The sequence below is a fragment of the Actinosynnema sp. NPDC091369 genome (assembly GCF_044757065.1).
Taxonomy (GTDB): Bacteria; Actinomycetota; Actinomycetes; order Mycobacteriales; family Pseudonocardiaceae; genus Actinosynnema.
On sequence record NZ_JBIVUG010000001.1, the window covers coordinates 1,507,732 to 1,523,821 of the forward strand.

18 protein-coding genes are annotated in these 16,090 nt (G+C 72.3%); 15 read left to right on the forward strand and 3 right to left on the reverse strand.

Features of this window, described 5'->3' with window-relative positions; translation table 11 throughout:
- Positions 1-46: 46 nt before the first annotated feature.
- Positions 47-1,543 (forward strand): M1 family metallopeptidase, encoded by a 1,497-nt coding sequence (locus ACIQMJ_RS07550; protein WP_499760106.1) that lies wholly within the window; start codon positions 47-49, stop codon positions 1,541-1,543.
- Between the two features lie 51 nt (positions 1,544-1,594).
- On the opposite strand, the gene ACIQMJ_RS07555 is transcribed toward ACIQMJ_RS07550, so the two are convergent.
- Together ACIQMJ_RS07555 and ACIQMJ_RS07560 are read right to left on the reverse strand one after the other, a co-directional pair.
- Positions 1,595-2,482 (reverse strand): CU044_5270 family protein, encoded by an 888-nt coding sequence (locus tag ACIQMJ_RS07555; protein ID WP_499760107.1) that lies wholly within the window; start codon positions 2,480-2,482, stop codon positions 1,595-1,597.
- A gap of 99 nt (positions 2,483-2,581) precedes the next feature.
- A complete protein-coding gene (locus ACIQMJ_RS07560) occupies positions 2,582-3,811 on the reverse strand; it encodes an isochorismate synthase (protein ID WP_499760108.1) in 1,230 nt (409 codons plus the stop codon).
- A gap of 63 nt (positions 3,812-3,874) precedes the next feature.
- Between ACIQMJ_RS07560 and ACIQMJ_RS07565 the strand changes: the two genes are divergently transcribed.
- The 8 genes from ACIQMJ_RS07565 (at position 3,875) to ACIQMJ_RS07600 (ending at position 9,232) form a co-directional block, all read left to right on the forward strand.
- Complete coding sequence (locus ACIQMJ_RS07565) at positions 3,875-4,354, forward strand: DUF3592 domain-containing protein (RefSeq protein ID WP_499760109.1); 480 nt, start codon at positions 3,875-3,877, stop codon at positions 4,352-4,354.
- A gap of 42 nt (positions 4,355-4,396) precedes the next feature.
- Positions 4,397-5,329 (forward strand): 1,2-phenylacetyl-CoA epoxidase subunit PaaA, encoded by a 933-nt coding sequence (gene paaA / locus ACIQMJ_RS07570; RefSeq protein ID WP_499760110.1) that lies wholly within the window; start codon positions 4,397-4,399, stop codon positions 5,327-5,329.
- A complete protein-coding gene (gene paaB / locus ACIQMJ_RS07575; protein ID WP_106616896.1) occupies positions 5,326-5,610 on the forward strand; it encodes a 1,2-phenylacetyl-CoA epoxidase subunit PaaB in 285 nt (94 codons plus the stop codon). The genes paaA and paaB overlap by 4 nt, the downstream gene beginning before the upstream one ends.
- Positions 5,607-6,497, forward strand: a complete 891-nt coding sequence (paaC, locus tag ACIQMJ_RS07580; RefSeq protein WP_499760111.1) for a 1,2-phenylacetyl-CoA epoxidase subunit PaaC — start codon at positions 5,607-5,609, stop codon at positions 6,495-6,497. Before paaB ends, paaC begins: the two co-directional genes overlap by 4 nt.
- Positions 6,494-6,985 carry a 1,2-phenylacetyl-CoA epoxidase subunit PaaD gene (paaD, locus tag ACIQMJ_RS07585; RefSeq protein WP_499760112.1) on the forward strand — a complete coding sequence of 164 codons (492 nt, stop codon included), beginning with the start codon at positions 6,494-6,496 and terminating at the stop codon, positions 6,983-6,985. The genes paaC and paaD overlap by 4 nt, the downstream gene beginning before the upstream one ends.
- A complete protein-coding gene (gene paaE / locus ACIQMJ_RS07590; protein WP_499760113.1) occupies positions 6,985-8,019 on the forward strand; it encodes a 1,2-phenylacetyl-CoA epoxidase subunit PaaE in 1,035 nt (344 codons plus the stop codon). Before paaD ends, paaE begins: the two co-directional genes overlap by 1 nt.
- Before the next feature lie 17 nt (positions 8,020-8,036).
- A complete protein-coding gene (locus ACIQMJ_RS07595) occupies positions 8,037-8,663 on the forward strand; it encodes a hypothetical protein (protein WP_499760114.1) in 627 nt (208 codons plus the stop codon).
- 320 nt (positions 8,664-8,983) lie between these two features.
- On the forward strand, positions 8,984-9,232 hold the full coding sequence (locus ACIQMJ_RS07600) for a hypothetical protein (protein ID WP_499760115.1): 249 nt from the start codon (positions 8,984-8,986) through the stop codon (positions 9,230-9,232).
- Between the two features lie 113 nt (positions 9,233-9,345).
- Here the strand turns inward: ACIQMJ_RS07600 and ACIQMJ_RS07605 are convergent, their stop codons facing one another.
- The gene (locus ACIQMJ_RS07605) at positions 9,346-10,170 is read right to left on the reverse strand and encodes an inositol monophosphatase family protein (protein WP_499760116.1); all 825 of its coding nucleotides are present in this window, start codon (positions 10,168-10,170) and stop codon (positions 9,346-9,348) included.
- 144 nt (positions 10,171-10,314) lie between these two features.
- Between ACIQMJ_RS07605 and ACIQMJ_RS07610 the strand changes: the two genes are divergently transcribed.
- The 6 genes from ACIQMJ_RS07610 (at position 10,315) to ACIQMJ_RS07635 (ending at position 16,089) form a co-directional block, all read left to right on the forward strand.
- Positions 10,315-11,418: a glycosyltransferase family 4 protein gene (locus ACIQMJ_RS07610; RefSeq protein ID WP_499760117.1), complete on the forward strand. Its 1,104-nt coding sequence runs from the start codon at positions 10,315-10,317 to the stop codon at positions 11,416-11,418.
- Positions 11,415-12,527 (forward strand): glycosyltransferase family 4 protein, encoded by a 1,113-nt coding sequence (locus tag ACIQMJ_RS07615; protein WP_499760118.1) that lies wholly within the window; start codon positions 11,415-11,417, stop codon positions 12,525-12,527. Before ACIQMJ_RS07610 ends, ACIQMJ_RS07615 begins: the two co-directional genes overlap by 4 nt.
- A gap of 251 nt (positions 12,528-12,778) precedes the next feature.
- The gene (locus ACIQMJ_RS07620) at positions 12,779-13,468 is read left to right on the forward strand and encodes a demethylmenaquinone methyltransferase (RefSeq protein WP_387485998.1); all 690 of its coding nucleotides are present in this window, start codon (positions 12,779-12,781) and stop codon (positions 13,466-13,468) included.
- 68 nt (positions 13,469-13,536) lie between these two features.
- Complete coding sequence (locus tag ACIQMJ_RS07625; protein WP_499760119.1) at positions 13,537-14,814, forward strand: geranylgeranyl reductase family protein; 1,278 nt, start codon at positions 13,537-13,539, stop codon at positions 14,812-14,814.
- Between the two features lie 346 nt (positions 14,815-15,160).
- Entirely contained in the window at positions 15,161-15,526 is a 366-nt protein-coding gene (locus ACIQMJ_RS07630) for an NADH-quinone oxidoreductase subunit A (RefSeq protein WP_053715312.1), read from the forward strand.
- A 14-nt stretch (positions 15,527-15,540) separates the two neighbouring features.
- Positions 15,541-16,089, forward strand: a complete 549-nt coding sequence (locus ACIQMJ_RS07635; RefSeq protein WP_106616888.1) for a NuoB/complex I 20 kDa subunit family protein — start codon at positions 15,541-15,543, stop codon at positions 16,087-16,089.
- The last annotated feature ends 1 nt before the right edge of the window (position 16,090 follow it).

Here is a 16,090-nt window from a genome sequence, read left to right on the forward strand (position 1 = left end):
ACCGACGGGGGTACAGCGGGGGGTGGGCCGCGACTAGCTTCGCCGCATGTCCCTGAGAGCGAAGCTGACCCTCGGTACCGCCACCGCGGCGTCCCTGCTCCTGCTCGCCGGCACGGCGACGGCGGCGCAACCGGGAGCACCGGGCATCGGCGACCCCTACTACCCGAATGCGGGCAACGGCGGGTACGACGTTTCCCATTACGACATCAGGCTCAACTACCAGCCGGGTACCGACACGCTTTCCGGCACCACGACGATCCTGGCCAAAACCACTCAGGATTTGAGCCGGTTCAACCTCGACTTCCTGCTCAAGGTCAGCTCGGTCCGGGTCAACAACAAGGTGGCCGCGTTCTCGCAGTCCGCCGGCGAGCTCGTGGTCGACCCGCGCGGCACGCTGCGCGAGGGCTCGAACGTGACGGTCGTCGTCACGTACTCCGACGTGCCCTCGACGCACGCCGTGGACGGCTACACGTCGTGGAAGCGGACCCCGGACGGCGCGCTGGCCATCGACCAGCCCGACATCGCGCCGTGGTGGTTCCCGAGCAACAACCACCCGGCCGACAAGGCGAAGTTCGACGTCTCGGTGGCCGTGCCCACCGGCGTCGAGGTGATCTCCAACGGCACGTTCGGCGGCACGACCCAGCAGATCAACGGCTGGACCCGGTGGCGCTACCGCAACCTGGAGCCCATGGCCACCTACCTGGCGTTCCTGGCGATCGGCCAGTTCGAGGTCCGCCAGTCGACCGCGCCGAACGGCCAACCGGTGCTCAACGCCTACTCCGAGCGGCTCGGCGCGGACTACGGCGCGGCCGTGGCCAGCATCGAGCGCACGCCCGAGGTGACGGAGTTCCTGGAGTCGCACTTCGGGCCCTACCCGTTCGAGGCGCAGGGCGGCGTGGCGACGCCGGGCATCGGCTTCGCGCTGGAGAACCAGACCCGCTCGACCTACGACGCCGGCTTCTTCCGCCGCGGCTCGAACACCTACGTCGTGGCGCACGAGGTCGCGCACCAGTGGTTCGGCGACTCGGTGTCGGTGCGGGGCTGGGAGGACATCTGGCTGAACGAGGGCTTCGCCAGCTACGCCGAGTGGCTGTGGTCGGAGCACGTCGGCGAGGGCACGGTCCAGGAGAACTCGGACTTCGTCTACGCCTCCTACCCGGCCGACGACCCGTTCTGGCAGGTGCTGCCCGGTGACCCGGGCGCGGCCAACCAGTTCCACGGCGCCGTGTACGACCGCGGCGCGCTGACCGTGCACGCGTTGCGCGCCGAGATCGGCGACGAGGCGTTCTTCGAGCTGCTCCGGGAGTGGCCGACGGCCAAGCGCAACGGCAACGCGACGACGGACGAGTTCATCGCGTTCGCCGAGCGGCTGTCCGGCAAGCAGCTCGACGAGCTGTTCCGGACCTGGCTGTTCACGCCGGGGAAGCCGGCCGCGGCGCCGGGTGCGGCCGGGTTCGCGGCCCGCGCCGCGACCGTGACCGAGCCGAAGGCGTTCAAGAAGATCCAGGAGACGCACGAGCTGCTCGCGGGTCACCAGCACTGAGCGCACGCCGAAGGGCCGCCCTCCGACATCCGGGGGGCGGCCCTTCGCGTGTCAGCCGGTCTGGCCGAGCCCGTCGACGACCTTCGTGGTGATCGCGCTGTAGCCGGTGACGGTGCCCGGCGCGAGGTAGGACTCGTGCGGCTGCGGTCCGGCGACGGTGCGCTCGCCGATGAAGTCGCCGGTGGCCGGGTCCACGATCAGCTCGCGCCGCGCGTGCACGTCCTCGATGGTGACCGCGACGCCGACGCGGCCGTCGAGGTTGGCCGCGCCGTCGGCGACCGTGACGCCGTCGAGCAGCGCCAGCGCCCGGTAGAGCGAGGCGCGAAGGTCGGCGGGGACCAGGCCGGTGCCCAGCAGCTGCACGGCCCAGTGGAACACCGAGGCCGGCCCGCCGTCGCGCTGGGTCGTGGACTCCCGCAGCCACTGGAGCAGCGCCTGCGGGTCACGGGGCAGCCGGGTGTAGAACTCGGGATCGTCCCAGTCCTCCAGGTCGCCGCAGACCTTCTTCGGCTGGGCCTCGGGGAAGAAGTTCCCGCACCTGCCGCGGCGTTCGCCGGACGCGTCGGGCTGCGGAGCCGGAGCCTCGGACTGCGGCACCGTGCCGCCGAGCCACTTCACGCCCCCCGGCGACATGCGCTGGGTCACCCACTCCTGGGTCACGTCCTGGGGGATCCACGTCCCGGAGCGCGACTCGACCAGGTACGTGTAGCCGCCGGGCTGCTCCGGTTGTCCGACGGGCGTCGCCGTCACCACGCTGTGCGAGTACCACCCGTGCACCGCGACGAAGCGGTACTGGCCGGGTGCCAACGGCTGGTCGACGGCGGTGATCGCGTCGGCCGCCTTCGTCAGGTACTCCCGCGCGGACAGCAGTTCGACGTTCACCGGCGCGTCGGGGGACGTGCCCGCAGCGGAATCCTTCCCGCTGCCCGTCGTGACCACGCCCGTGACGTCCGGCCCGCGCAGGTCGGGGGGGTTTGTCCAGTGCTGTGGTCACGTACCGGTTGGCCGCGGAGCCCTCAGGCATCCCGGTGACGTGTGTCACATGCCTTCGAGCGCTTCCCGAAAGGGCAGCATCTTGGCGTGCGCCTCGTGGACCTCGGAGTCCGGGTCGGACTCGGCGACCAGGCCGCAGCCCGCGAACAGGCGCGCCGTGCGGCCGTCGACCTGCGCGCAGCGCAACGCGATGCCCAGCTCGCCGTCGCCGTTGCCGTCGATCCAGCCGACCGGGCCGGAGTAGCGGCCGCGGTCCATGCCCTCCAGCTCCTCGATCACGGCGATGGCGTCCGCGCGGGGCGTGCCGCCGACGGCCGCCGTGGGGTGCAGCGCCTCGCCCAGCGCGAGCAGCGACGGCGTGCCGCTGAGCGTGCCGATGACGTCGCTGGACAGGTGCGACACGTTCGGCAGCCGCAGCACCGACGGTCCCTCCACCGACATCGTGTCGCAGAACGGCCGCAGCGTCTGCACCAGCGACGCCACCGCGTACTCGTGCTCGTCGCGGTTCTTGCCCGACGACATCAGCGCGGCGGCCAGCTCGTCGTCCGACATGCCGTCGTGCGGCCACGTCGTGCCGGCGAGCACCCGTGAGTCGACCACGGACCCGCTGCGGCGCAGCAGCAGCTCGGGCGTGGCGCCGATCAGGCCGTCCACGGCGTAGACCCAGCACTCGGGGTACCGGCGGGCCAGGCCCTCCAGCACGAACCGGTGGTCGATGCCGATGTCGGCGACCGCCACCAGGTCGTGCGCCAGCACCACCTTGTCCAGCTCGCCCGCGCGCATCCGCTCCACCGCCGCGCGCACGGCCTCCCGGTATCCGGTGACGGACACCTGCCCGTCGCTGTAGCGCACCTCCGACGGCTTGCGCACCGGCTCGACCCGCCGCGTGCCGCTGTCGCCGATGGTGGTCAGCCAGCCGTGCCCGTTGCGGCGGCCCATGACGACCTCCGGCACCACGAGCACCGAGTGGCCGGGCCGGTCGGAGAACGCCATGCTGACGAACGCGACCGGTCCCGTGCCGGGCACGCCGAGCTCGTCGTCCACGTCGAGGTCGTCGGTGAACTCGCGCCACCAGCGGTCGGCGGCGGCGAACCGGTCCGGCCCCGAGACCTCGAACCGGGCCGCCTCACCCCAGCCGACCAGGCCCGTTCCGTCGCGCACCCAGCTCAGCGCACCGGTCGGCGCGGGCAGCCCGCCCAGCAGGTTGTCGCCCGCGGCGCGCCTGGTGTGCACGCGCAGCCGTTGTCGGGTCCGCGAGGCAGGAGCTGAGGTCACGGCGTCGAGGGTATGGACTCATCGCTGAGATCCGGCGCGGAGGCCGCCCTAGACTCCTCAGTTGTGGTGGACGACGCAGTGCGGACAGGTGCCCGCCCCAAGGCTCGGCGCCTGGTCAGCCGGGCGTTGGCGGTGCTGGGCGCGGTGGTGACGCTGATCGGGGTGATCCTGCTCGCGGCGTGCTGGCGCGACGACCTGATGATCGAGCAGCGGCTGGGCAAGGCGACCGCCGAGGTGGTGTCGGTCTCGTTCCAGCGGACCGTGGTGCGCTTCGCCACCCCGGACGGCGCGGTGCACAGCCCGTCGCAGGGCCTGTTGTACCCGGAGGGTTTGGAGCCCGGCCAGCTCGTGCGCATCGAGTACGACACGTCCGACCCCGAGGTGGCCCGGGTCGCCGGGCGGACGGCGGTGCTGGCGCTGCTGCCGATCGGCACGTTCCTGCTCGCGGTGTGGGCGGTGCTGGGGCCGTTGATCTGGTGGTTGCCCAGAGGGGGCGCGCTCAGGAAAGGCGTGCCCGGGAAGGCCGAGCCCAGCCGGTTGTGACAGTCCTGCCCAAAATCGGCCTCCAGGTGTAACATCGGGTGCATGGACCTGGAGGCACAGTTCGAGCGCACCGTCGCGGCCGAGCAGCGTGTCGAGCCGCGTGACTGGATGCCCGACGGCTACCGGAAGACGCTGATCCGCCAGATCGCGCAGCACGCGCACTCCGAGATCATCGGCATGCAGCCCGAGGGGAACTGGATCAGCCGTGCGCCGTCGTTGCGCCGCAAGGCGATCCTGCTGGCCAAGGTCCAGGACGAGGCCGGGCACGGGCTCTACCTCTACGCCGCGACCGAGACGCTGGGCGCGGACCGGGGCGAGCTGACCGGGAAGCTCATCTCCGGCCGGCAGAAGTACTCGTCGATCTTCAACTACCCGACGCTGTCCTACGCCGACGTGGGCGTGATCGGCTGGCTCGTGGACGGCGCCGCGATCTGCAACCAGGTGCCGCTGTGCCGCACGTCCTACGGGCCGTACGCGCGGGCCATGATCCGCATCTGCAAGGAGGAGTCCTTCCACCAGCGGCAGGGCTACGAGCTGCTGATGACGATGATGTCCGGCACCGACGCCCAGCGCGCGATGGTGCAGGAGTCGGTGAACCGCTGGTGGTGGCCGTCGCTGATGATGTTCGGCCCGCCCGACGCCGAGTCGTCCAACACCGAGCAGTCGATGAAGTGGCGCATCAAGCGCAACACCAACGACGAGCTGCGGCAGAAGTTCGTGGACATGACCGTGCCGCAGGCGGAGAAGCTCGGCGTGACGCTGCCCGACCCCGAGCTGAGGTGGAACGCCGAGCGCGGGCACCACGACTTCGGCCAGCCGGACTGGGACGAGTTCTGGCAGGTCGTCGGCGGCAACGGGCCGGCGAACGCGCAGCGCGTCGCGCACCGGCGCAAGGCGCACGAGGACGGCGAGTGGGTGCGAGCCGCCGCCGCGGCGCACGCCGCCAAGCACGCGGTTCAGGAAGGTGTGGCATGAGTTCGTCGTGGCCGCTGTGGGAAGTGTTCGTGCGCGGCAAGCGCGGGCTGAACCACGTGCACGTCGGGTCGCTGCACGCGCCGGACGCCGAGATGGCCGTCCGCAACGCGCGCGACGTCTACACCCGGCGCAACGAGGGCGTGTCGATCTGGGTGGTGCCCGCGGCGGCGATCACCGCGTCGTCGCCGGACGAGAAGGACCCGTTCTTCGAGCCGAGCGGGGACAAGGTCTACCGGCACCCGACGTTCTACGAGATCCCCGAGGACGTGCCGCACCTATGAGCTTCGACAACGCCTACGAAGCCCTGATCGACGGGCACGAGGACGCGCACTGGGCGTTCGGCACCGGGTTCTCCGAGGCGCTGGCCGGGGTGGACCGCGAGGTGCCCGACGTCGACCGCGCCGACCTGACCGCGTACTGCCTGATGCTCGGCGACGACGCGCTGGTCCTGTCGCAGCGGCTGGCCGAGTGGTGCTCCCGCGCGCCGGAGCTGGAGGAGGACGTCGCGCTGGCCAACATCGCGCTCGACCTGCTCGGCCAGGCCCGCATGCTGCTCACCCGCGCCGGCGAGGTCGAGGGCGCGGGCCGGGACGAGGACGCGCTGGCGTACCTGCGCGACGAGCGCGACTTCCGCAACGTGCACCTGGTGGAGATCGAGTGCGGCCCGTTCGCGGGCGGCGACTTCGGCACCACCATGGCCCGGCTGCTGGTGTTCTCGTCGTGGAAGCTCGCGCAGTGCTCGCGGTTGCGCGGCAGCGCCGACCCGGTGCTGGCGGCCGTCGCGGCGAAGGCCGTCAAGGAGCTGGCCTACCACCGCGACCACGCGGCCCAGTGGGTCGTGCGGCTCGGTGACGGCACCGAGGAGTCGCACCGGCGCGCGCAGGCCGGGGTGGAGCGGGTGTGGCCGTTCCTGGCCGAGCTGTTCACCCCGCACGCCGTGGAGCTGCGGCTGGCGGGCGTCGCGGTCGACCCGGCCGAGCTCAAGTCCGAAGTGGACGGTGTGCTGGACGCGGTGCTGTCGGCGGCGGGGCTGACCCGGCCGGCGGACGTCCCCGCGGCGCGGGTCAACGGGCTGGCCGGGCGGGACGGCGTGCACACCGAGGCGTTCGGCTACCTGCTGGCCGAGATGCAGCACCTGCACCGCTCGCTGCCGGGAGCGAAGTGGTGAGCACCGCACTCGACGTCGCCGCTCAGGTCCGGGACCCGGAGCTGCCGGTGCTGACGCTGGCCGACCTCGGCGTGCTGCGCGACGTGACCGAGTCCGACGGGCGGGTGTCGGTGACCATCACGCCCACCTACTCGGGCTGCCCGGCGCTGGACGAGATGGCCGCCGACCTGCGGCGCTCGCTGCACGCGGCCGGCTACGCGGAGGTGGACGTGCGGCTGTCGCTGTCGCCCGCGTGGACCACGGACTGGATCAGCGAGGACGGGCTGCGCAAGCTGCGGGAGGCGGGCATCGCGCCGCCGTCCCGGCTCGGGCCGCGCGCGGTCGGGCCCGTGCCGCTGAACCTGGCGCCGCCGTCGCGGCGGGTGCCGTGCCCGCGCTGCGGGTCGTCGCGCACGTCGGAGGTGTCGCGGTTCGGGTCGACGGCGTGCAAGGCGCTGCGCCGGTGCGCGGACTGCGCCGAGCCGTTCGAGCACGTGAAGGAGATCTGATGGCGCGGCCGGTGTTCCACAAGCTGACCGTCGCCTCGGTCGAGCGGCTGTGCTCGGACGCGGTCGCGGTGACGTTCGAGGTGCCTCCGGCTCTGGCCGCCGAGTTCGCGTTCGCGCCGGGGCAGCACCTGACCCTGCGCAACGGCGACGAGCGGCGGTCGTACTCGATCTGCGCGCCCGCCGGCGGTCCGCTGCGGATCGGGGTGCGGCGGGTCGACGGCGGGCTGTTCTCCACCCTGCTGGTGGACCGGCTGCAGCGCGGCGACGTGCTGGAGGTGCTGCCGCCGCAGGGCACCTTCACCCCGTCCGGCGGGTCGCACCACGGCCTGGTCGTCGCCGGGTCGGGCATCACGCCCGCGCTGTCCATCGCCGCGTCGGCGCTGGCGGGCGGTGCGCGGGTCACCATGCTGTACGGCAACCGGCGCGCGGACACGGTGATGTTCGCCGAGGAGCTGGCGGACCTGAAGGACCGGTACCCGGCGCGGTTCCAGCTCGTGCACGTGCTGTCGCGGGAGCCGCGCGACGTCGAGCTGTTCACCGGGCGGCTGGACGCGGCGAAGCTGCGGGCGCTGTTCTCGACCGTGGTGCCGTGGGCGGACGTGGACCAGTGGTGGCTGTGCGGGCCCTACGGGATGGTGCGCGACGCGCAGGACGTGCTGGGCTCCCTCGGCGTGCCCGCGTCGTCCGTGCACCACGAGCTGTTCTACGTGGACGAACCGCCGCCACCGCCGCGCCGCGCCGAGACCGCTTCGGTCGCCGCCGGCGTCGCCACCGTGATCCTGGACGGCCGCAGCACGGAGGTGCCGCTGCCGGCCGACGTGCCGATCCTGGACGCGGCCCAGCGGGTGCGCGCCGACCTGCCGTTCGCGTGCAAGGGCGGCGTGTGCGGGACCTGCCGCGCGCTGGTCGTGTCCGGTGAGGTGGAGATGCGGCGGAACTACGCGCTGGAGCCGCGCGAGGTGGAGGCCGGTTTCGTGCTGACGTGCCAGTCGGTGGCGGTGACCCCGGCCATTACCGTGGATTACGACGCCTGATCTGGCACATTGGGCGCATGGGACGTTCGGCGCTGTGGGGACTGATCATCGGCACGGCGCTGATGACGGTCCTGATCATGTTCGGCATCGCGCTGCCCGCGTCCCCGGACGACGGCACCGAGGCGCCCGTGCTGGCGAGCGTCATCGCGTCCGGCATCGTCGGCGTGGTCTTCGGCGGCGTCCCCGGCACCATCGTCGGCGCGGTGGTCGGCGCGGTGCGCCGTCGCCGCCTCGCCATGGTCCTGCCCCCACCGCCGCCGATGTTCCCACCCCCGCCCCCACCTCCGGTGAACGACCGCTGGTCGGCGATGGTGGGCCGCTGCGAGCTGGCCGTGCGCCGGGTGCACGCCGCCGTGGCCACCGTGCCCCCGTCACCGGCCCGCGAGTGGCTGGAGCGCATCGCCGGCCGCTTCGCCGCCGAACTCGCGGACGTCCGCCGCATCGCCGACCTGGGCCGCGCCCTGGACGCCAACCACCAGCACCCGGTCACCGACCGCCTGAACGCGGCCGTCCGCGACTTCACGTCGTTCGAGGACGAGGTGGGCCGCGCCGCCCTCCGCCTGCTGAACCAGTCCTCCCTGGACGCGGTCCGCACGGACCTGGAAGTCCTGGAACAGCAGTTGCCGCACCTGGGCAATGGTTAGACCAAATGGATCAACCGGTTGGCCCTTTGCGATCATCTCGCCATGTGGCACGCGTTCCTCGACGAATCCCGCCGAGGCCCGACCTACCTGGTCGCTGTGGTCGTGGTCCAGGCACGCGAGTGCAATGAAGCGCGAGCAGCCGTGCGTCGGCTGGCCAAGCCGGGGCAGCGTCGGATCCACTTCAACGACGAGGGTGACCGCCGCCGTCGCGACCTCTTGGCGCGGATCGCCGACCTGGGTCTTCGCGGCGTGTGTGGCACTGCCGGGACAACCACGATGTCATCGCGCGCGAGGTGTGTCTGAGCGCGGTCGTGCCGAAGATGGTCGACCTGGGTGTGTCGCGGCTGGTGCTGGAGAGCTGTCAGCACCAGGACGTCCGAGATCGCAGGACGCTCGCCAGAGCTGTGCGCAAAGCCGGTGGCGAGTTGGGCTACGAGCACTTCCGGCCCGCCGAGGACGCACTGCTCTGGGTGAGCGACGCGTTGGCGTGGTGCTATGGCGCAGGCGGCGAGTGGCGGCGACGCGCCTCGGCCCTGCTCGACGAGGTGGTCGACCTCGACCGGTCCTAGACAGCGCGAAACCCGGCAACCCGTCGTCCGGCGGGTGAACCGGGTTCACTTCCAGGCCCTACTGGGCCTGGCGTGACCAACTATACCCGGAACACATCGATCCGCCAAACGGTCTAACGGGACGTCGACGCCTGCCACCAGCCCAGGACTTCCTCCGCCACCTCCGGCACGGCCACGAGCAGGCCGTCCACCGGCAGGGGGTCGTCCTCGCCCCGCCGGTCCAGGACGGCGGCGCCCGATTCGACGGCCAGGGCGACCGCGCCGGCCACGTCCCACTCGTGGTAGCTGTCCAGGACGGCGGCCGCGGCGTGGCCCAGGGCGACCTGGGCGACGGCCAGCGCCTTCGAGCCCAGCACGCGCACGCCCGTGCCCGCCACCGCGGCCCGGGAGATGAACCCGCCCATGCCCGGCCACGGGCCCGTCCGCGTCATCTCCGTGCACACGATCGAGCTGACGGCCTGGCCGCCCAGCCGCACCGGCGTGCCGTTCGCCCGCATGCCCCGCCCCCGCGCCGCGGCGTAGATCTGCGCCCGGTACGGGTCGGCGACCACGCCCACCACCGGACCCCACCGGTCGACCAGCGCCAGGCTGTACGCGCACCACGGCACGCCGGCGACGTAGTTCGCGGTCCCGTCCACCGGGTCCACGACCCAGCGGAACTCCGCGTCGCCGGCCACGTCCGGGTCGGTGTCCTCGCAGAACACCGGGATGTGCGGGAACTCGGCGGTCAGCACCCGCCGCGTGTGCCGCTCCAGCGTCCGATCGGTGTCGGTCACCCAGTCGAACGGCGACGCCTCGTCGTCGGGCCGCGCGCCGCGCCCCGCGGTCGCCATGATCACGTCGGACGCGTCGTTGGCGAGTCGGCCCGCTATCTCCAGCGCGATCGACACCAGGCCGGGATCGACGGGCTGCGCGGGCCGGGACGACAAGACGGTCATGCCGACCTAGTGTCACCGCACGGAGTGACCGCGCCGCGTACTCCAGGTGAACCCGGGGCCAACGTCAACCCGGACGCGGAGAGTTCGGCGGGTGTTCGCCGAGGGGTCACGCCGCCGTGTCCTCGGCACCCCATGGTTCACGGCGTGCGCGTCGCGATCGTCACCGAGAGCTTCCTGCCCCGGGTCAACGGGGTCACCAACTCCGTCTTGCGGGTCCTGGACCACCTCAGGGCGCACGGTCACCGGGCGTTGGTCGTGGCGCCGGGGGCGGGTGCGGACGACCACCTCGGCACGCCGGTCGTGCGCGTGCCGTCGGTGGACCTGCCCGGGATCAGCTCGCTGCCGGTCGGCGTGCCCACGCGCCGGGTGCTGACCGCGCTGGCCGATTTCGAGCCGGACGTCGTGCACCTGGCCAGCCCGTTCGTGATGGGCGCGCGGGGGCTGTCCGCGGCGCGCAGGCTGGGCGTGCCGACGGTCGCGGTCTACCAGACCGACGTCGCCGGGTTCGCCGGTCACTACGGCCTCGGACTCACCGCCCGCGCCGCCTGGCGGTGGACGCGCCGGCTGCACGCCCAGGCCGACCGCACGCTCGCGCCGTCCACCTGGGCGGTGGACGTGCTGCGGGAGCACGGCGTGCCGCGCGTGCACCGGTGGGGACGTGGTGTGGACGCGGAGCTGTTCCACCCGTCCCGGCGGGACGACGCGCTGCGCGCCGCGCTCGCGCCGGCCGGTGAGCTGCTGGTCGGGTACGTCGGCCGGTTGTCGCCGGAGAAGCGGGTGGACCGGCTCGCCGCGCTCGCGGACCTGCCCGGCGTGCGGCTGGTCGTGGTCGGGGAGGGGCCGGAGGAGGCGCGGTTGCGGCGGGACCTGCCCGGTGCGGCGTTCCTCGGGTTCAAGAGCGGCACGGACCTGGCGACGGCCTACGCGAGCCTGGACGTGTTCGTGCACACGGGCCCGCACGAGACGTTCTGCCAGGCCGTGCAGGAGGCGTTGGCCAGCGGGGTGCCGGTCGTCGCGCCGGACGCGGGCGGGCCGCGCGACCTGGTGCGACCGGGCACCGGGTACCTGTTCTCCGACGACGCGCAGCTCAGGCGGGCCGTGGTGGAGCTGGGCGACCCGGTGCGCCGCCGGCGGTTCGGGCGGGCGGCGCGGCTCCGGGTGCGCGGGCGGACGTGGTCGGCGGTGTGCGACGAGCTGCTCGGCCACTACGCGGCCGTGCTGGACGTGCCGGAGCGGCGCGCCGCATGAGGATCGTGCAGCTGGCCAACTTCTACGGGCCGCGCTCCGGTGGGCTGCGCACCGCGTTGCACCACCTCGGCGGCGGTTACGCGGCGAACGGGCACCAGGTCACGCTCGTCGTGCCGGGGCCCGCGCACGCCGACGAGGAGCTGTCGCCGGGCGTGCGGCGGGTGACGCTGCCCGCGCCGCGCATCCCCGGCACGGGCGGGTACCGGGCGGTGGACCCGTGGCGCGTGCGGGCGTTGCTGGACCACCTGGCGCCGGACCGGCTGGAGGTGTCGGACCGGCTGACGTTGCGCGGGATGGGGCGGTGGGCGGCGGCGCGGGGCGTGCCGAGCGTGGTGATCTCGCACGAGCGGCTGGACCGGCTGCTGGAGCAGTTCCTGCTGCCCGTGCCGCTGGCCCGGCGGGTCGCGGACCGGGCGAACGCGCGGATGGCGGCGTCCTACGACACGGTGGTGTGCACGACGGAGTTCGCGCTGGAGGAGTTCGAGCGCATCGGGGCGCGCAACGTCGCCCGCGTGCCGCTGGGGGTGGACCTGCGCACGTTCACGCCGACCCGGCACGACCGGTCGTTGCGGGCGGAGCTGGCGCGGGGCGCGGACGCGCTGCTCGTGCACTGCGGGCGGTTGTCGCCGGAGAAGCACGTGGAGCGCAGCGTCGACACGGCGGCGGAGCTGCACGCGGCCGGGCACGACGTGCGGCTGGTGATCGCCGGTGACGGGCCGCGCCGCGAGGCGCTGGAACGGCGTGCCGCCGGGCTGCCGGTGACGTTCCTCGGCTTCGTCGACCGGCGCACGGATGTCGCCGACCTGCTGGCCACCGCCGACGTCTCGCTGGCCCCGGGCCCGCACGAGACGTTCGGCCTGGCGGCCTTGGAGGCGCTGGCCTCCGGCACGCCCGTCGTCGTCTCCGCCTCTTCCGCGCTCCGCGAGATCGTCGAGCCCGGCTGCGGCGCCGCCGTGCCCGACCACGCGCCGGCGTTCGCGGGGGCCGTGACCGCCCTGCTGGACCGCCCGGAACCGACCCGCCGCTCCGCCGCCCGGGCCCGCGCCGAGCAGTACCCCTGGCAAGCCGCCGTCACCGGCATGCTGACCGCCCTCCGCGCCACCCCGTGAGTCGAACCTCCAGGTCTCGCGTGTCGAACCTCCAGGTCCCGTGAGTCGAACGCTCAGGACCCCCGAGTTCACCGTTCAGGTACCCCAGGGCCGGACCCGAGCGTTGAACTCACCGGTCCTGAGCGTTCGACTCACGAGGCGTGAGCGTTCGACTCTCGGGACCTGAGCGTTCGACACGCGGGTCCTCAGCGTTCGACTCACGAGGGGTGGGAGGGAATGCCGGGGGTGGGGGCGTCACCTAGGCTTCCGGCATGGCGCGTGCAGGTCTGGACAAGAACCCCCGCGAGGTCGCCGAGATGTTCGACGGCGTGGCCCGGGGCTACGACCGGACGAACTCGGTCATGACGCTCGGGTTCGACCGGCGCTGGCGCGAGTGGAGCAGGCGGGTGCTGGACGCCAAGCCCGGCGAGAAGGTGCTCGACCTCGCCGCCGGCACGGCGGTGTCCACCGTGGAGTACGCGGCCTCCGGCGCGTGGTGCGTGGCGGCCGACTTCTCGCTCGGCATGCTGCTCGGCGGCGCGCACCGGCCGGTGCCCAAGGTCGCCGCCGACGCCCTGCGCCTGCCGTTCGCCGACAACTCGTTCGACGCCGTCACGGTGTCCTTCGGCCTGCGCAACTTCAACGACACCGAGGCTGCCCTGCGCGAGATGGCCCGCGTGGTCAAGCCGGGCGGACGGCTCGTGGTGTGCGAGGTCTCCACGCCCACCTTCCGCCCGTTCCGCTTCGTCTACATGCGCTACCTGCTGCGGATCCTGCCGCTGATCGCCCGGTTCGTGTCGTCCAACCCGGAGGCGTACTCCTACCTCGCCGAGTCGATGCGCACCTGGCCGGACCAGCGCGCGCTGGGCGAGATCGTGGCCCGCGCCGGCTGGGAGGACGTCGCCTGGATGAACCTCACCGGCGGGATGGTCGCGCTGCACCGGGGCACCAAGCCCCAGTAGCGGGAGCCCTCAGCAACCCGCAAGTAGACTCGACCCGGACTTTGTGAACACGGGCACAAGGAGCGGGGATGACGACTCCCAGCCGCCGCAAGGCAGGCGAGGACGCCGAGGTGATCGTGGTCGGGGCGGGGCCGGCCGGCTCCACCGCGGCCACCTACCTGGCACGCGCGGGCCTGGACGTGGTGCTGCTGGAGAAGAGCACCTTCCCCCGCGAGAAGGTGTGCGGTGACGGCCTGACCCCGCGCGGGGTCAAGCAGCTCATCGACCTCGGCATCGACACCCGCGAGGAAGCGGGCTGGCTGCACAACCGCGGCCTGCGCGTGGTCGGCGGCGGCGTCACGCTCGAGCTGGACTGGCCCGAGCTGGCCACGTTCCCGCCCTACGGCCTGGTGCGCCCGAGGCAGGACTTCGACGAGATGCTGGCGAACACCGCCGTCGCGGCGGGCGCGCGGATGCACCAGCAGACCACCGTCACCGGCGCGGTCGTGGAGAACGGCCGCGTGGTCGGCGTGGAGGCCAAGCAGGGGCCGGACAAGACCCCGGTCACCTACCGCGCCCCGATCGTGCTGGCCTGCGACGGCGTCAGCGCCCGCCTCGCCCTCAGCGTCGGCATCCAGAAGGACGACGCCAAGCCGATGGGCGTCGCGGTCCGCCGCTACTACGCCAGCCCGCGCACCAAGGACGACTACCTGGAGTCGCACCTGGAGCTGTGGGACCGCGCCAACGACGTCCTGCTGCCCGGCTACGGCTGGATCTTCGGCATGGGCGACGGCACGGTGAACGTCGGCCTCGGCATCCTCAGCACCTCCAAGGCATACGGCACCACGGACTACCGCGCGCTGCTCAAGAGCTGGCTGGACGGCACCCCCGAGGAGTGGGGCTTCCGCGAGGAGAACGCCACCGGCAAGATCGGCGGCGCGGCCCTGCCGATGGGCCTGAACCGCAAGCCCCACTACCGCGACGGCCTGCTGCTCGTCGGTGACGCGGGCGGCATGGTGAACCCGTTCAACGGCGAGGGCATCGGGTACGCGATGGAGTCGGCCCGGATCGCGGCCGAGACGGTGGTGCAGGCGCTGGCCCGCCAGGGCGCGAGCCGCGAGCGCGCGCTGCACGGCTACCCGGTGCGCATCGAGCAGGCCCTGGGCAGCTACTACCGGCTCGGCAACGTCTTCAGCAAGCTGATCGGCAACCCCACCGTCATGCGCACGGCGACCAAGTACGGCCTGCCCCGCAAGACGCTGATGAAGCTGGTCCTGAAGCTCCTCGCGGGTCTTTACGACCCCAAGGACGGCGACTCGTTCGACCGCATCATCACGGCCGCCACGAAACTCGCCCCAACGGCCTAACCGCCCTCCGCTAACCGTTGCAGCGCCGTCCTCCGGGACGGCGCTGTTTCGTTTTCCCGTGTGGTCCCGTTCACTGCTGGGTGGACCAACTGTTGATCTGCACCGTGAAAGTGCAGGTCAGGACCTATGGCAGGGGTGCTCGTCACGCCTGTGTGTGACGTTCTACACTGGCCCTCAGGTCTTGTGAATCACTTCACAACCGGCTGAGATGGCTTGTGAAGTGTTTCACAAGCGACCTGCGGATTGTTAGGCCCGCCTAACCTCCGGAGGCCGCAAGAACACCCTTTAGGGTGCGCAACGGTCGGCGGTGCACCACCACCGCGACGCGAGGAAAGGACGACGGAGAGTGCTGGACCCTTACCTCCCCCTCGTATTGATGTTCGTCCTCGCCGGGGCCTTCGCGCTGTTCTCGGTGACGGCCGCGCCGTACATCGGCCCCCGTCGCTACAACCGCGCGAAGCTCGACGCCTACGAGTGCGGCATCGAGCCGTCGCCGCAACCCGTGGTGGGCGGTGGCCGCATGCCGGTCGCCTACTACCTCACGGCGATGCTGTTCATCCTGTTCGACATCGAAATGGTGTTCCTCTACCCATTCGCGGTCTCCGCGGACCGGCTCGGCCTGTTCGGCCTGGTGGAGATCGCACTGTTCGTCGCGACGGTCGGCTTCGCGTACGCCTACGTGTGGCGTCGCGGCGGCCTCGACTGGAACTGAGGGGGAAGATCGAAGTGGGTCTCGAAGAGAAGCTCCCGAACGGCATCCTGCTCGCCAGCGTGGAGAAGCTGGTCAACTGGACCCGCAAGTCCTCGCTGTGGCCCGCCACGTTCGGCCTGGCGTGCTGCGCGATCGAGATGATGACCACCGGCGGTCCGCGCTACGACCTCGCGCGGTTCGGCATGGAGGTCTTCCGCGCCTCGCCGCGCCAGGCCGACCTGATGATCGTCGCGGGCCGGGTGACCAACAAGATGGCGCCGGTGCTGCGGCAGATCTACGACCAGATGCCCGAGCCCCGCTGGGTGCTCGCCATGGGCGTGTGCGCCTCCAGCGGCGGCATGTTCAACAACTACGCGGTCGTGCAGGGCGTGGACCACGTCGTGCCGGTCGACATGTACCTGCCGGGCTGCCCGCCGCGGCCGGAGATGCTGATCGACGCGATCCTCAAGATCCACGCGAAGATCATGGACGAGCCGCTGGGTGCGACCAGGGCCGCGGCGCTGGCCGAGTCGGGCCGCACCACGGACCTGATCCCGTCCTCCCAGCGCTTTGCGAAGAAGTGAG

Coding starts and splice junctions, on each gene's coding strand:
- ACIQMJ_RS07550 (WP_499760106.1), top strand. CDS start 47: ATGTCCCTGAGAGCGAAGCTGACCCTCGGTACCGCCACCGCGGCGTCC.
- paaC (WP_499760111.1), top strand. CDS start 5,607: ATGAGCTTCGACAACGCCTACGAAGCCCTGATCGACGGGCACGAGGAC.
- ACIQMJ_RS07620 (WP_387485998.1), top strand. CDS start 12,779: ATGGCGCGTGCAGGTCTGGACAAGAACCCCCGCGAGGTCGCCGAGATG.
- paaE (WP_499760113.1), top strand. CDS start 6,985: ATGGCGCGGCCGGTGTTCCACAAGCTGACCGTCGCCTCGGTCGAGCGG.
- ACIQMJ_RS07600 (WP_499760115.1), top strand. CDS start 8,984: ATGGTCGACCTGGGTGTGTCGCGGCTGGTGCTGGAGAGCTGTCAGCAC.
- ACIQMJ_RS07605 (WP_499760116.1), bottom strand. CDS start 10,170: ATGACCGTCTTGTCGTCCCGGCCCGCGCAGCCCGTCGATCCCGGCCTG.
- ACIQMJ_RS07595 (WP_499760114.1), top strand. CDS start 8,037: ATGGGACGTTCGGCGCTGTGGGGACTGATCATCGGCACGGCGCTGATG.
- ACIQMJ_RS07615 (WP_499760118.1), top strand. CDS start 11,415: ATGAGGATCGTGCAGCTGGCCAACTTCTACGGGCCGCGCTCCGGTGGG.
- paaA (WP_499760110.1), top strand. CDS start 4,397: ATGGACCTGGAGGCACAGTTCGAGCGCACCGTCGCGGCCGAGCAGCGT.
- paaB (WP_106616896.1), top strand. CDS start 5,326: ATGAGTTCGTCGTGGCCGCTGTGGGAAGTGTTCGTGCGCGGCAAGCGC.
- ACIQMJ_RS07625 (WP_499760119.1), top strand. CDS start 13,537: ATGACGACTCCCAGCCGCCGCAAGGCAGGCGAGGACGCCGAGGTGATC.